General features: G+C 50.8%; 10 protein-coding genes. 9 read left to right on the forward strand and 1 reads right to left on the reverse strand.

The features are described 5' to 3' along the window. The first annotated feature begins 27 nt into the window (after positions 1-27). The 3 genes from Pla110_RS06735 to Pla110_RS06745 all read left to right on the forward strand — a co-directional run bounded on the left by Pla110_RS06735 (position 28) and on the right by Pla110_RS06745 (position 3,849). Entirely contained in the window at positions 28-1,512 is a 1,485-nt protein-coding gene (locus tag Pla110_RS06735; protein ID WP_144994482.1) for a DUF1501 domain-containing protein, read from the forward strand. A gap of 58 nt (positions 1,513-1,570) precedes the next feature. Continuing rightward, the gene (locus tag Pla110_RS06740; protein WP_144994484.1) at positions 1,571-2,863 is read left to right on the forward strand and encodes a glucuronyl esterase domain-containing protein; all 1,293 of its coding nucleotides are present in this window, start codon (positions 1,571-1,573) and stop codon (positions 2,861-2,863) included. A 98-nt stretch (positions 2,864-2,961) separates the two neighbouring features. Then, entirely contained in the window at positions 2,962-3,849 is an 888-nt protein-coding gene (locus Pla110_RS06745) for a metallophosphoesterase family protein (protein ID WP_144994486.1), read from the forward strand. Here Pla110_RS06745 and Pla110_RS06750 read toward each other — a convergent pair. Next, positions 3,846-4,685 (reverse strand): alpha/beta hydrolase, encoded by an 840-nt coding sequence (locus Pla110_RS06750; protein WP_144994488.1) that lies wholly within the window; start codon positions 4,683-4,685, stop codon positions 3,846-3,848. The two genes, Pla110_RS06745 and Pla110_RS06750, sit on opposite strands and share 4 nt — an antisense overlap. Before the next feature lie 162 nt (positions 4,686-4,847). Here Pla110_RS06750 and Pla110_RS06755 point away from each other — a divergent pair, with 162 nt between their 5' ends. The 6 genes from Pla110_RS06755 (at position 4,848) to Pla110_RS06780 (ending at position 15,842) form a co-directional block, all read left to right on the forward strand. Continuing rightward, complete coding sequence (locus Pla110_RS06755) at positions 4,848-6,095, forward strand: alkaline phosphatase family protein (protein WP_144994490.1); 1,248 nt, start codon at positions 4,848-4,850, stop codon at positions 6,093-6,095. A gap of 365 nt (positions 6,096-6,460) precedes the next feature. Beyond that, positions 6,461-7,516 (forward strand): AAA family ATPase, encoded by a 1,056-nt coding sequence (locus tag Pla110_RS06760; RefSeq protein ID WP_144994504.1) that lies wholly within the window; start codon positions 6,461-6,463, stop codon positions 7,514-7,516. Next, on the forward strand, positions 7,506-8,393 hold the full coding sequence (locus Pla110_RS06765; RefSeq protein WP_231742936.1) for a DUF58 domain-containing protein: 888 nt from the start codon (positions 7,506-7,508) through the stop codon (positions 8,391-8,393). Before Pla110_RS06760 ends, Pla110_RS06765 begins: the two co-directional genes overlap by 11 nt. Before the next feature lie 71 nt (positions 8,394-8,464). After that, the gene (locus Pla110_RS06770) at positions 8,465-10,768 is read left to right on the forward strand and encodes a BatA domain-containing protein (protein ID WP_144994508.1); all 2,304 of its coding nucleotides are present in this window, start codon (positions 8,465-8,467) and stop codon (positions 10,766-10,768) included. Further along, the gene (locus Pla110_RS06775) at positions 10,765-13,290 is read left to right on the forward strand and encodes a hypothetical protein (protein ID WP_144994510.1); all 2,526 of its coding nucleotides are present in this window, start codon (positions 10,765-10,767) and stop codon (positions 13,288-13,290) included. The genes Pla110_RS06770 and Pla110_RS06775 overlap by 4 nt, the downstream gene beginning before the upstream one ends. Positions 13,291-13,376: 86 nt before the next feature. Beyond that, complete coding sequence (locus tag Pla110_RS06780) at positions 13,377-15,842, forward strand: hypothetical protein (protein ID WP_144994512.1); 2,466 nt, start codon at positions 13,377-13,379, stop codon at positions 15,840-15,842. The last annotated feature ends 77 nt before the right edge of the window (positions 15,843-15,919 follow it).

Consider the following 15,919-nt stretch of genomic DNA (forward strand, 5'->3'; position numbering starts at 1 on the left):
TACGATTCATCCAAAACGGGAACGATTATGCCCCGCTCCAAACACAATTCTTTCTGCGGTCGAGTTAAACGACGTACTTTTCTCGCCGATATGGGTTTCGGTGCGACTGGCCTCGCGCTGGGATCGCTCATGGCTAAGGAGAATGCGGCCTCTGCAGCGACGACAAAATCGGACCAACCTGATATCGGTCCGCATTTCGCTCCTCGCGCAAAGAATGTGATCTGGGTTTTTCTTTCTGGTGGGTACAGCCAGATGGAGACGTTCGATCCCAAACCGATGCTCAATAAATACGCTGGTAAAACATTCGATCAGACTCCTTATCCGAATCCCTTTGAAGATCCCCTCTATCAGGAACGAGCCAGATCCGTCGTTAAGGTGAAACGGGAACACGCGACGATTCTGCCGATGCAAGTTGGGTTTAAAAAACGGGGAGAGCTGGGGATTGGAGTGACCGACTGGTGGCCACATCTTTCGACCTGTGTCGACGATATTTCTTTCGTCCGTTCGATGTATACTACCGACAATGATCACGCCGCTGAATTTCAAATGCATCATGGTCGGCATAAACTTGATCCCAAACAGCCCGTGGTCGGTTCGTGGATCAACTACGGTCTCGGTTCCCTCAATGAAAATCTGCCCGAGTTCGTCTGTCTCGGCAACTTTAAAGACAGTCGGATAAAAGAAGACTTCGACGCGAATTATCTTGGCCCCAAGTATGGCGGAGTGATTCTCAATCTCGATCCCAAAAATCCGTTGCCCTATGGTCGCCGCGATCTGTCCATGCTGGAGCGGGAGCAACAGAACCAATTCGCGTTCGTAAACGAACTGAACCAACTTACCGCGACAGAGTACCCGGATGATGAACAAGCCCGTGCGCGAATCAAGTCGTATGAACTTGCCTTCCGCATGCAATCCGCTGTACCCGAGACGTTAAATCTGGCAGAAGAAACGGCAGAGACACAGGCTCTATATGGAATCGACAACGAAACAACTTCCGTCTATGGCCGGAGGCTGTTAGCCGCTCGAAGACTGGCCGAACGGGGGGTTCGTTTCTCACTTGTTTATTTAAGTGACTATGGTGAATGGGACTCTCATCTCAAATTACAGGAACTTCACGGACGCTCCTGTGAACGAGTCGATAAGCCAGTTGCCGGCTTGCTGAAAGACTTGAAACGCCGGGGCATGTGGGAGGACACGGTCGTTGTTTTCTGCACCGAATTCGGTCGCACCCCCGGTGTAGAAGTCCGCGACGGGTACAAAGCTCCTGATGGTCGTGATCATCATCCGCATGGTTTCACTGTCTGGTTCGCCGGAGCAGGGATCAAGCAGGGGCATATTCATGGGGCAACCGATGACCTCGGTTTCCACGTTGTCGATTCTCCCCACTACGTGACTGATATTCACGCGACATTGATGCACTTAATGGGACTCGATCCGCAACGTCTCGATATTCCGGGAAGACAAAGGTTGCTTTCGGATCACGGGAAACCGATTATGGATATCTTAAGTTAGCACGATAGTACGCTATCACTAGCCTCTCTTTCTCCCGAATTCTTCCATTGGTTGATCCATGCTGCCCCGATTTATTTTCTGTTTAGGTATCACATTTTCTGTTTGCGCTCTCTCTGCTGCAGAATGGCCCGATGTCGCGGACCTTCCCGAACGTACCGAGTTTCCACCTGCTCTCGAAATGTTCGATGGCACTTCAGTGACGACGATCAAAGAATGGGAAGAGAATCGAAAACCGGAACTGAAAGAACTATTTCAACAATACATGTACGGATACATGCCCGCAGCCCCGGCTGAAATTAACTTCGAGGTTCAACCGGAATTCTCCCTGCTGGAAGGGAAGGCCCGTGGATTCGAAGTTATCATTAATTATGCTGTTGATAAAGGTGGCGAGACTCTACCTCCTTTGAACTTGCTGGTCATTTTACCGACAAATAGCGATAAGCCTGTTCCACTCTTTCTGGGAATGAATTTCTGCGGTAATCACACACTGTTGCCTAATAAAGAGATTTCACTTACGAATAACTGGGTTTACGATAGTTGTGGTGGTGTCGATCATCAGGCCGTGGAAGGATCGCGAGGGTCTCAGTTCAATGATTGGGGTATCGATACGATCATTAATCGAGGTTACGGTTTCGCCGCCTTTCATAGTGCCGATCTGGCCCCTGACGTCGATGACTTTTCTAATGGAGTTCATCCTTACTTTTTCAAAGAGGGACAAACCTCTCCCGACCCTCACGACTGGGGCACGCTTGCTGCCTGGGCGTGGGGCGCGCATCGAGCTGTGGATTACCTAGTTACCCATCCTCAGGTAAGAAAAGAACAAATCGCGATCATCGGTCATTCACGTCTGGGGAAAACGGCCTTGCTGGCTGCTGCATTCGATGATCGCATCGCGCTTTCGATTCCACATCAGGCAGGTTGTGGGGGCACTGCACCCAACCGGGAGTCAGTAGGGGAATCGGTGGCGATTATTAACCGGGCGTTCCCGCATTGGTTTAATAATACGTTCCCGCTCTTCAGTGATGATGTCAATCGCCTTCCTTTCGATCAGCATGAACTCATCACCTTAATGGCTCCGCGTCCCGTATTGGTCAGTAACGCAGTCGAAGACAAATGGGCCGACCCCGACGGGCAATTCCGGATGCTTCAACTGGCCGCTCCTGTATACGATCTGTATCAGGTGGAAGGATTGCTCGATCAACAGCAACCCGAACTCGGACGATTGAGCAACGGTCGCCTTGGCTACTATATTCGTTCCGGAAATCACTCGATGACTCGTGGAGACTGGCTCGTTTTCCTCGACTATGCAGACAAATATTTCGGGAAACAGCCGGCTATGAATATGGACTGATTGTTCATTCGAACTTCATTGTTTCTCCGGATACTCTCAACTCAATACTGCCAACCGAGTCTTTCAATTTATTCAACTCAGATAAAGACCTAATCATCATGAATCACAATCGACGCTCTTTTTTGAAAAATGGCTCTCTTTTTCTGTTGGGTAGCCAGATGATTAGCAAGTCGGATTTGCTCTTCGGAGCAGTAAGTCCGACCGTCAGCGAACGGACTCATCGGATTGCGCTGGTGACCGATATGCACTACGCCGACAAAGAGGCTGCGGGCTCGCGACACTACCGGGAGTCGCTTGATAAGTTCGATGAAGCGGCGGCGAAGTATAAAGAGCTGAAGCCGGACTTTCTGGTCGAACTGGGCGACATTGTCGACGCAGCCGACGCCGTCGATGTTGAACTCGGTTACCTGAAAACGATCAACGCTAAATTATCGCAAGTCGCTGATGAACGGCACTACGTGCTGGGCAATCATTGTGTGTACACATTGACCAAAGAAGAATTCCTGGGTGAAGTCGGTAAAGAAAAATCGTATTACTCGTTTGATAATAAAGACAGACATTTCATTATTCTGGATGCCTGTTTCCGTCCCGATGGAGTTCCCTACGGACGAAAAAACTACGACTGGACGTCTCCTTTTATTCCGGCTGCCGAACTGGAATGGCTGGAAGCTGACCTCGCAGCCACCGATAAACCGACAGTCGTATTTACTCATCAACGACTTGATGTCGACAATCACTACGGCGCGAATAACAGTCCCGCTGTTCGGAAAGTACTGGAAGAATCTGGTAAAGTACAGGCGGTCTTCCAAGGGCACAGCCACAAGAACGAACATGTGGAACTAAACGGCATTCATTACTGTGTACTGGCGGCGATGATTGAAGGTTCGGGTGCCGAGAACAACAGTTATTCCACATTGGAAATCTTTAATGACGGTACTCTCAAACTGAATGGTTTTCGTAAACAAAAACCGTATCAATGGAGTTAATCTTCTTTCAGCAGCAATTCGACGGCATCGGCCAGCCAACCACTTTCCCAGTGATGTTTCCGCTGGGGGCCATCTCGGTATATCGACTTGATCTCAAGTTGCCGGAGCAGGGCGTTCATCTCCTCGTGCTGCTCTCGAAACGCATCGTAACCCCAGTGGTACAGTCGGGGTTCATTCTGAAACTGCGTCTGTTTTTCCTTAAGCAGTCGAGCCAGGTGATAATTCTCGAAGTTCTCCTGATCTCCAAAGATCGGTCCACTGCCATACGGTCCGGAGCGATCCAGCATCAAGGGGGCGTCCCAGGCGAGTGCTTTATGAAAAAGATCTGGATGCCGTAATAGTAATGACCACGCTCCCCAGCCTGATTTACTGAAGCCGATCAGGTATCGATCATCAGATTTCGTTGAAACAGGATAATGCTCCTCCACAAAAGGAATCACTGTTTTCAGAAAATACGTTTCCTGCTGGAGCTTCGTATCAAGCGGATGGTTGGCGTACCAGGGGAGATCGGAGAACGTTGAGAAGAGGCAGATCACGTTGAACCGATTAGCCAAGCCATGTTTGATTGCCTCCTTTGTGCTAGTCCCCCAGCGAGTTCCAGTTCCTGCTTCGACGGGAAGAAAATATAGCGTCCTATAAGTCCGTGCCTGGTCGAAATCGCTCGGTAGCAAGACTTGCAGCATCGTCCCGGATCGTTGATGCGGGCTGCTCAGCGGATGAGATTTCAGCTCTTGTATTGGAACGCTTTCTTCCGCCTGAATCCGAGGTGCGTCAGTGGCAAGTATGATCAGTAATAAGAAGAGGCCGCAACGGACTGGCTTATTCTGAAGTTTCATTCTACGATCATTTCATTAGCTAATACTGCATCGATTCGTTTTGTTGATGATCTATTATAAACGGTTGGCTCCCCCATAGAGATAACTTCTACCCAGGGAATAAACAGTTTTAACATCTTCAGAATTCCATTTCCCCCGTTTCTTACTCGCCATCGTTGTTGCATGAAAATCGTCGTCCTCAGTTTTGATCAACTCTCAATGTCGTGGTTGGGAACGTATGGAAACCAATGGTTACCGACTCCCAATTTTGATCGACTCGCTCTCCACTCCACTATTTTCGACCGCTGTTATGCCGAATCAGTGAATCTTGAAAACAGTTCGCACGCCTGGTGGGATGGCGGCTTTCGGAATTTGAATGGAGACACGAAATCTTCGGTTAGTCTCGCGCAAATTCTAAAACAACAGGGAGTCGATCTCACCCTATTGGTTGAAGGGGACGTGGAAGAGCATTCTGTGCCGCTGGATCAAAATGGCGATTGGAAATCAACAGGAGAAGGCGAGAACGGCACGCTTGATGAACTGATCGAACAGGGGATTCAGTCCATTGAGCAGTCGAAGTCGGGAACGTCCCAACTCATCTGGCTGAAGGGCTTGGGAGAAGTTTCAAACGAGATTCCTGATATCCGGTTCATCGAACAATTCGCAGAGGAAGAGGGACTCGAACCAACAGACGAAATGCTGACAGAATGGCTGGTGATTATGTCCCAGCCGGAATTGTTCGAGCAATTGGAACCAGATCAGCAACAGGATTTGGAACAAATTTTTGGAGCTGCCCGCATCCTGGAAATCGATGCCCACTTGGGCAAACTCTGGGATGCCCTATTAGACCAATCAGAAACAGGTAATCCAGAAACTGATAATGAAGAATGGCGATTGGTCATCACGGCAGCGACGGGGGAAGCGACTCCGACCCTATCGACTCGCCATGTTAGTGTACCTATGGTCATAGGCACTCCTGCTTGTGATGATGCCCGTCGACGCCCGGCACTCGTCTCCAGTCAGGACTTGCCCGTCACCCTGATTGAGTGGTTGGTTCCAGCGGATCGCAAGGAGGTCGCTTTAGAAGAGTTCGCCGCCATGGGAACTGCTTTGCAGGACGTGATTGAGGACCCCCAACACAATGTTCGCGATTTTGTTTGTTTTTCGGGAGCAGGGGAAGAGTTCGGTCTGGCGACCCGGCATTATCTTTTCCTCGCCCAATGGAGCACCACGATTAACACTTCTGATGAAGAATCGTGGAAATTGTACGTCCTGCCGGACGATGGAGCGAACAGGATCAATATGGCGCGGCAGTATCTGGAAGTGGCTGAAACTTTGTCGGAACAGTTAACCGCTTTCGTGCATCAAATAGAAAACGAGATTCAGCCCGGCATTGAGTTCTTCCAAGTGTCGACTTTGTCAAACAGATAGAGGCCTTTTTTTGTACGAAGTCCTTAACTGTAAAAAAGTTAAATCGAAGCCAGAGGGGCCGGTTTCCTATCGATTCCCCTGTCGTCGGTTTCTACAATGTGGTTAAACTGGTTAAACTTGGCATGTCGCATTCGCAGTCGAGTGTTTCCAGAATTGGCATTCGAATCGGGCTTCCGATAAATTCAAACCCGATTCGAGCTCACCCGACGTGGTTTAACAAGAACATTATCCCGCCAGCCGGGTTAAATGAAGAGACGATTGTTCGCGGTTTGAATTGTTAAGTACCGATTAAGGAAGTACTTCGGTTTAATGAACAGGCTGCCCGCTCTGATGAAATAAGTTCCAAAGCAGGGAAGAATTGATTTATGGCAGAACATGATAAGATGGGTGCAGATCAAGACTCGATTGATAAATTGAGCCGCGCTTATCACGACGTGAAAGAGCAGATGGCTCAAGTGATTGTCGGACAACAGGACGTCGTTGATCAGTTGCTGATCGCCATGTTCAGCCGTGGGCACTGCCTTCTGGAAGGGGTCCCTGGTCTAGCCAAGACATTGATGATCAGCACGCTCGCTCGTTGTCTCTCGATGGACTTCAGCCGAATCCAGTTTACCCCCGACCTGATGCCAGCGGACATCACCGGAACGGAAGTTCTGCAGGAAAACCGGGAGACCGGAGTCCGGGAATTTCGGTTCATCAACGGACCACTCTTCCACAATGTCGTGCTTGCGGACGAGATCAACCGGACACCTCCTAAGACTCAGGCGGCCATGCTGGAGGCGATGCAGGAACGTCAGGTGACCGTCGGTCAAACCCGCCATAAACTGAACGAGCCATTCTTTGTACTGGCGACTCAGAACCCTATCGAGCAGGAAGGAACCTACCCGCTTCCAGAAGCGCAGCAGGACCGGTTCATGTTCAAGGTGTTCGTTGACTATCCGTCGTTTGCCGAAGAGAGACTGATTGCCAAACAGACAACCGGCGTCAGCGTCGATGATATTAAACCGGTTTTGTCGGCCAAGGAGATTATCGATCTGCAAAATGTGGTCAGACAGGTACCTGTGACCGACCATATCGTCGATTATGCCCTCGCGATCGTACGACAAACGCGCATCAATCAACCCGGTACGCCCGATTTCATCAATGAGTGGCTTAGCTGGGGGGCTGGACCCCGAGCGGTGCAGTATCTGCTCCTCGGTGGAAAGGCTCGTGCATTGTTAAATGGTCGAACCTATGTTTCTACCGATGACATCGCCGCCCTTGCCCCGCCTGTTCTGCGGCATCGTATCGTTACTTCGTTCAGTGCCGAGAGCGAAGGCATCACCCCCGACAAAGTTGTCGAACGTCTGGTGGCGGAAACACCCTCCAAGGAAGGTGAGCTGACAAGTGACCCGAGATTACAGAAAATTTTTGCGGCCTGAGGAAATCTCGCGGATTTCCCAGTTGGAAGTACGGGCACGGCATATCGTGGAAGGTTTCCTTTCCGGTTTGCACCGCAGCCCCTATTTCGGCCAGTCGATCGAATTCGTCCAGCACCGGGAATACGTGCCGGGCGATGATATTCGACGTATTGACTGGAAAGCCTGGTCCAAAACAGACAAGTACTATACGAAGCTGTACGAGGAAGATACCAACCTGCGTACCACGTTGGTGGTAGACCTCAGTGAATCGATGTCTTTCCAGTCAGGCTCAATGTCCAAATTCGACTACGGTTGCACCATCGCGGCGGCACTCAGCTATCTGTTGCTGCGCCAACAGGATTCGGTCGGACTGGTGACTTTTGCAGATGGCGTCAAAAAGCAGCTACCCCCCAGCAGTCAACGGAATCAGTTGCACGCCATTCTGGCTTCTCTCGCGGAGCAGTCGCCCGAAAAGAAAACGAACATTGCGGACATCCTCGGACGTGTCACTGAATTCCGAGCGAGGAAAGGATTTGTTGTCGTTATTTCAGATTTCTTTGTAGATCAACAAGAACTCTTCCGTGGTCTGCAAATGCTGCGAACTCGCGGTCACGACGTCATGCTGTTTCATGTTTTGGATGATCAGGAACTCGACTTTGACTATCAGGGAACGACCCAGTTTGAAGGCATGGAAGAAACAGGCGAGCTTGTCTGTGACCCTCGCGCGCTGCGGGAAGGTTATCTCGAAGCGATGCAGTCTTTCGTGGACGGTCTGAGAACCTACTGCGCAAAAAACATGATCGACTATCAGACGATCCGGACAAGCGAACATCTCGATGCCGCCTTGTCCTACTATTTGAATCACCGCCTCGGCCTCGGTCGCTCGGTGCGAACTTGAACAATATCAAATCCGGAAATGCATGGACGGCATGCTCGGCAATTTAACTGGAGATGGAGTAACCAGGCTTTATGATGAGCTGGTTGGCACAACATTTTTTTAATCCCTCCTTCGTTCTCCCTTGGGGAGCGTTGCTGCTGGCGATTCCGATTATCATTCATTTGATCAATCGGATGCGGTATCGTCGCGTCCGATTCGCGGCGATGGAATTCCTGCTGCAGAGCCAGAAAAAAAATCGCCGTCGCCTTCTACTCGAACAACTCCTGCTGCTTTTGCTCCGTATCATCGTCGTCTGTTTACTGATTGCTCTTATTGCCCGGTTAGTGATTGACCCATCGGAGATGGCCCTGTTTCAGGGGGCTCAATCACACCACGTCGTCTTACTGGACGATAGTGGTTCGATGCGCGAACAACTGCAGGAAGAAGATGCCTTTCAGGCAGGCCTAGAGGTTGTTCGCGAATTAGCAGCCGAAGGGGGGAAACGCCCCAATACAATACAACTGAGCCTGCTGAGGCTTTCGAACCCACAGCAACCGATTTTTTATAAACAGACGTTAAATGACGCTTTCCTGAATGAGTTGGAAACCCGTCTCGAAAATCTCAAAAGTGGCTACGGTTCGCCCGATTTGCGCGCCAGTCTGGAAGCTGCCTGGGAATTGTTCCAGCAGGAAAAAGGAATGCAGCAGCATCTGCATTTCATATCCGACTTCCGCGAGGCGGACTGGGCAACGCCTCAACCACTTGCCGAACAGTTTGAAAAACTGAACAGTGCCGATGTCTCGATTAATCTGATCCGCACCACCAATTCCCGTCAGGACAATCTTGCCCTGACCGGTTTTGAAGGTGACGTTCACATTGCTGCTGCAGGAGTCCCTGTCCGGTTGAAAACGACCGTACAAAACTTTGGCGAAACGGTCGCTCGAAATGTCCGATTAACGGTTTTTGCTGATGGTGAAAAACTCCCGATGAGTCTGGAACTCGAACAGATTAACGCCGGAGAGGCTCAAGTCAAAGAATTTGACGTCACCTTGCCGGAAGCGGGAAAACATCAACTCGAAGTCCGCCTCGAAGAAGACATTCTCTCTGCCGACAACCGCCGGTATCTGGCTTTGGATCTCTCACAGCGGGTGTCGGTCCTGATCATTGATGGTTCTCCCAGCCAAATGGGAGCGGAGTACGTCGCCGATTCTCTGGCCGCCGATTCTAACCTCACGGGGATTGATGTTCGTCTCGAAACCCCCGAGTTCCTCCGTCTGGAAACGCTCGACCGGTTCTCCTGTATTTACCTGCTTGACGTGGGGGAACTCTCGCTCGATGCCGTTGCAGCTCTGCGAAAATATGTAGAGCAGGGGGGCGGGCTGGCCTGGTTCCTGGGGCAGTCTGTGAATCCCGTTTTTTACAATGATAAACTATCTAGTAACAATCTTTCGAACGGCGAACCGATCCTGTTCCCTGTTCCGCTGGAACCGACGAGCGAAAATCTGGTCGAACTCGATTTCGATCAGTTCGACGAACAGAATATTGCCGACTTGCAGTTCGATCCACACCCCATCTTCAAAGTGATGGAAGGTCAAGATAATCCGTTCGTCGACATGGTTCGGGTCGAGACTTATTTCCCAGTATTGCTCGGTTGGGATGCTCAGGACGCAGAATCGACTGAAGGAGTACAGGTCATTGCCCGATTGCGAAATGGGGCTCCCTTCGCGTTGGAACATCAGCTTTCAGCCGAAAGCGGAAAGATCGTCACATTCCTTTCCACGGCCGGCCCCGAATGGAACAACTGGGCATTAAACCCGAGTTACGTCATTTTTCAATTGGAACTACAGAAATACATCGCCCGGCAACAGTCCGAGTTCGCTTCACGAGAAGTCGGCGAACCGATCGATCTGGATTTACCCGCCGTCGACTACATGGAGCAGATCGACATTCTCGTTCCCGAAGAGACTGGCAAGCGACGTACCCGACTGCAGGCGGTCGCTCGTTCTGGAAGTGAGAATGGAGATGCAGAGGGGACCGCAACTGGTAGCGATCTACTGTTATCCGCTCAATTCAAAGAGACGGCTTCGCCCGGTGTTTATCAAGTCGAATTGTTGACCCAAAACCAGACAAAAGAAGAACGTTGGTTGGCGTACAACGTCCCTGAAAAGGAGAGCCGTCTCGACATCATGGAGACTGCCAAGCTCTTCTCGGCCAGCGGAGAATACGACAATATCCGTATTCATGAACCGGGCGAATTGCAGGGACTGAAGGAAGAAGAAGCAGGTCAGGACATCAGGAAGTTTTTATTAATTGCCTTACTTATCTTTCTGCTGTTGGAACAGTGGATGGCCTATCACATGAGTTATCACCCTCAAGCGGTTAAACAGACACGATGAACTGGTTATTTTCCCAAACCATGAACGAGCCGGTATCCAGCGATGACTGGAGTGCGCTCGAATTCAACTGGCCGAGTGGTCCCGGAGAGTGGGCCATTTACGGTGGGGGAATCCTGCTGATCATCGCTCTCTCGCTCTTCCTCACCTGGCGTGATACTCGTAGCTTACCTCGCTGGGTTTGTCTGGCGATGGGAACGTTGAGATTACTGCTGATTGCCGGGCTGATCGTCATCGCCCTGAATCCGCAGGAACGAACGCAGAAAATGGCCTTCCGCCCTTCGCGAGTTGCGTTACTGGTCGATACATCTTTGTCCATGCGGTTTCCTGAAGAAGATCTTTCTGAAAACGATACCTCCGACGATTCCACTCAATCCAGCCGAGCGGAAGTTGTCGAACAACTGTTGGGTGATTCGAATATTTTGAAAGAGCTACAGGCAGAGCACGAGGTCAGTCTGTATACGTTCGACACAGAATTGCATGGTCCTCACCAAGTTTTCCCCAGCTTTGATCGTCGAGGTCAAGCCCCCGGAACAGGGGGGACAAATTCGACGGAGGCGGGCGACAATTCATCTACAGAAGTTCCCGGAGCAGCAAGCGGAACTGAGAACCAGGTGCAAGCGGCAGCACCTCTCAATTGGGAGGAAATCCTGCAACCACAAGGAGTCGAAACCCGTCTCGGAGAATCCTTAGTCAATCTGATGCGTGATGCAGGAGGCAAGACGTTTTCCGGCGTAGCCGTCTTCTCTGACGGAGGAGCGAATGCGGGTATTTCTGTCGACACCGCCAATGAAATGTCGCGAGCGACGAACTCTCGAATCGTTTCTGTGGGTGTGGGCGGTACGGCCCAACCGCTCAATCTGCAACTGACCAAAGTGCAGGCACCATCGCAGGTTCACATTAAAGACCCCTTCGAACTGACTGTCTTTCTGCAGAGCTTCGGCTTGGCGGGAAAGACAGCCAAGTTGGAACTATTGATGCGACCGGAAAGTCAAATCGACGAAGAACCAGCACTCATTGAAACTAAAGAAGTTCAGCTGTTGGAAGACGGCCTTCCCGTAGAAGTTCAATTCGAACAGAACCCGACCGTGGTCGGTGCCTTCGAATACTTGATTCGTGGATCTGTATCTGCCGAACGGTCGGAGATTACCGAAGACGATAATATTTTGCGTCGATCAGTTACGGTTGAAGATAAGAAAACGAAAGTCCTGTTGATCGCCAGCGGTCCGATGCGTGACTATCGGTTTGTTCGTAATATGCTTTTTCGCCATCCGGGAATGACCACCGATGTCTGGCTGCAAAGCATCGATCCAACGACAGCGGGAATGGTCAGTCAGGAGTCGAATGAACTATTAACATCATTTCCAAACTCGGCGGTCGACTTAATTGAGTACGACGCGATTGTTGCCTTCGATGCCGACTGGAAACAATTTACGCAGGCCCAGTTGGAACTGCTGCATAAATGGGTGGCCGAACAAGCGGGAGGATTGATCCTGATCGCGGGAGATGTGAACACTCCGATTCTTGCACGGGATGAATCGGACCTCGGTTTGATTAAAGAACTTGCCCCCGTCATTCTGGGAACTCAATTGAGTGGTATCGGAATCGGCAATCGGGCCCAGCAAGCCTGGCAACTGGCATTGACCGAAGATGGTCAGTCGGCTGGATTTTTACAACTCAACGAAGATGGTAAAGGAGCCGAGGCGGACTGGTCCGAGTTCCCCGGTATCTACCGAACTTATCCGACGAACGGCGTCAAAGCGGGGGCAACCATCTACGCCCGCCATTCCGATCCTCGAAGCCAAACTTCGGACGGTCAACCCGTCTTCATGGCGTCCCAGTTTTTCGGTTCGGGATACGTGTTGTATATTGGAAGCGCCGAGCTTTGGCGTTTGCGATCAGTCGACTACGAGTACCTCGATCGATTCTGGACGAAAACCATCCGAGAGGTTCAACAGGGTCGCGCCCGCCGGGGAAATCCTCGGGGAACGATACTACTGGAACGATCACAATATCTGCTTGGTCAGACGGTTCGTCTACGGGTCAAGTTGCTGACCCCTCAATTGGAACCTTACCAGGCTGCGTCTGTTCCATTAGATGTTCTGGTACTCGACCATAATTCAAAAACCTTCACGGTCCCACTCAAACCACACCCCGAACTACCAGGGCAATTTGTTGGCGAATACCGGGCCAGCCTTCCTGGAACTCATCAACTACAAGTCGAAATTCCAGATTCAAACGAACCTCTGGTGGAGAAAATTGACGTCCGACTGCCCAATCTCGAATCCGATGATCCGCGCCAGAAAGTTGCTCTTCTCTCCGATCTCGCTCGTGATACGGGAGGAACCTATTTGACTCTCAATCAGGCAAATTCCGACCTGGTCGCTCAGTTCCCTAACCGGGGAGAAGAGTTTCTTGTGGACGAAAGCCTGTTAACGTTGTGGGACCGCCGCTGGGTTTTATTCCTGCTTGTCGGTTTCCTCGGAGTCGAATGGCTGATTCGTAAGATTTATAAGCTGGCCTGATCTCAACGGGTCCGATTTTAACTAAAGAATATACACTGAAAATCAAACCAGTCAAAATACCTCGACTGAACGTGAACTGAATTAACGTGAGTGATCAACCTATGTCCGCCGAACCAGAGACAACTCGCACGACACCGGACGAACTCCGGGAGACTGTCTGGGGGGTTCTTGCGCAATTGCGGCAACGCATACGCAATTACATCACCGCGATTTCGGTCTCCCGCTTGGTGATTCTTTTAGGCGGACTCTTCTGGCTTTCCCTTCTGGTCGACCAACTTTACTTCATGGCAACTAACCTGGAGTTGTCCGTTGGTTTTCGAAAGTTTCTGTTGGGGGCGAGTTTCGTTGGACTGCCGGTCTTCTTACTCTGGTCGATCTGGCCCCTATTCCGTCAGATGCAATCGCGGTCGCTGGCCCTGGTGCTGGAACGTCGATTTCCCCAACTGAACGATCGTCTGATTACCACTGTCGAATTTCTACAAGACGATCAGTCCTCGCTTCCGGAATTGACGCGGCAGATGCTCGGCCGGACAGTTCGCGAAGTGGGGCAGCAGATCAAACAGTTACCGATCACCGATGTCTTTGAACGACGCCCAATACAGCGTGGTATCATCACCGCAGTGGCAGTGACGCTATCAGTTCTCGTATTCCTGGTAATGAATCAAGAAGCGGCCGCTCGCTGGAAAAACGCTTACGTCGACCTCGCCCCAAGTTACTGGGAACGGAATACGCAACTTGAAGTTCAAGTGGTCGCTCAACCGAGTGATCAAGTCCGGGAATTCGACAGCAATCGCGAATACAAACACGCTCGCGGACGAGATCTGGTTGTGCTGGTGACCGTGCCGGAAGGAATTAATCCGGATGGCGAGCCATGGGTTATTCCCGAACGTGTTCGGCTGGACCTGACCTCTCACGATGAAAGCAGTTACATCGTGCTCAACCGCACGGGAGATCGCGAGTTTCAGTATACCTTCACCAAGCTGCTACATGATCTGGAATTTGACGTACAGGGAGGCGACTACCGCAGCCCGGAATCGTATCACGTACGACTGGTGGAACCTCCTCAGATCGAAGAGATAGCTCTCGAGTGTGATTACCCCGAGTACACCCGGTTGGCTCCCATTGGTCGCGATGGGCAACCTCAACTGGAAATGCTAAAAGTACAGGGAAGTCAGATCTCCATTCCGCATGAAACGAAGTTTCTGTTGAACTGTAAATCAAACAAATCACTCGTTCGAGCATCGATTCGAACCGACCATTTTGAAGTCAACCTTGATCCCGAACAGACCACTTGGACGCCTTTACGTGAAGAAGGTGAACCGCAACCCGCCCAGTCACTTAATTTACCACCTGAAGCGGGCATCTTCCCAGACTCACGCCTGTTGTCCTTCCCTTTCGTACTCTCGAAGACAGTCGAGAATGGCGATGAACCCAACATCCCGGCCAGGTTCGGACCGAGTGCGCTAATCCGCATTGTTCTGGAAGACGTCGATGGAGTCATTTCCGATCAGCCCATTCGGTTAAATATCACAGGCATAGAGGACGAAGCCCCACTCATCGAGACGGAACTGCAGGGGATCAGTAATTCAATTACTCGTAAAGCGGTCATACCAGTACAGGGGCTGATTCGCGACGATTATGGTGTCGTTAAAGCCCGGTTTGAATACCGTGTGGAAGAAGAAGAAAAATGGCAACCGCGTCCTTTCCGCAGTCGACCCAACGATAGCCCAGTAGAATATATACTGGAAAGAAGCGAGTCCGAAGACTACGAACTGTTCGAGGTTCTTCCTCTTGATCTGAGTATCGGCCAACGTTTGACATTAACTGTGTATGCCGAGGATGGAGACACGATCAACGGACCCCACGAATCACGTAGCCAACAGTATGTTTTCAATATCGTCGATACGGACGAACTACTGTCGTTACTCTACAATAAGGAATTGAACCTTCGCCGACGATTCGAACGAATCATCGAAGAGATGGAGAAAGCAGAGCGAGATTTTGACGCCGCCCGACAACAAGTCGATGAACTAGAAGAATCGCTCGCTAATAGTGGTGCCGCCGAACAGCAGGTTCAATTCCAGCGGTCACTAGCTGTGGCCGGTCAACGCGGGTTATTTCAGATTCGAAAGAACCGGAGCGAGACCCGGGCTGTGGAAGAGTCGTTCCAAAGCCTGCTGGAAGAGTCAGTAAATAACGGTGTCGACACCGCCCAGATGATTGAACGAATTCAGGAACTCATTACCGACCCACTGCGGCGGGTTCACGAAGTGAGTTTCCCCAAGTTGGATGCCGAACTTGGTCTGTTCAAACTGGCCATCGAAGAAAGTCGGTCCGGTCGCTCGGAACTGACGGAAGTGACCCGAACCACCGCCCGCATTCTGGCAGAAATGCGGGGCGTTCTGGAAGAAATGCGAGATTTGCTCGAATTTCACGAGGCACTGCAGGATTTAAAGGAAATCATTGATACGCAGAAGAATCTTTCAGAAGAAACTGAAAAACAACAGAAGGAAAACCTGATTGATTCGCTGAAGTCGCTCGGAATCGAATAATTGACGCAGCCAGACGTCCATCGGAAACATAGAATGGAACATCGAGACCTTCTCCCTAATGGGAGTCAAAACAGGGT

The sequence above is a fragment of the Polystyrenella longa genome (assembly GCF_007750395.1).
GTDB classification, from domain to species: domain Bacteria; phylum Planctomycetota; class Planctomycetia; order Planctomycetales; family Planctomycetaceae; genus Polystyrenella; species Polystyrenella longa.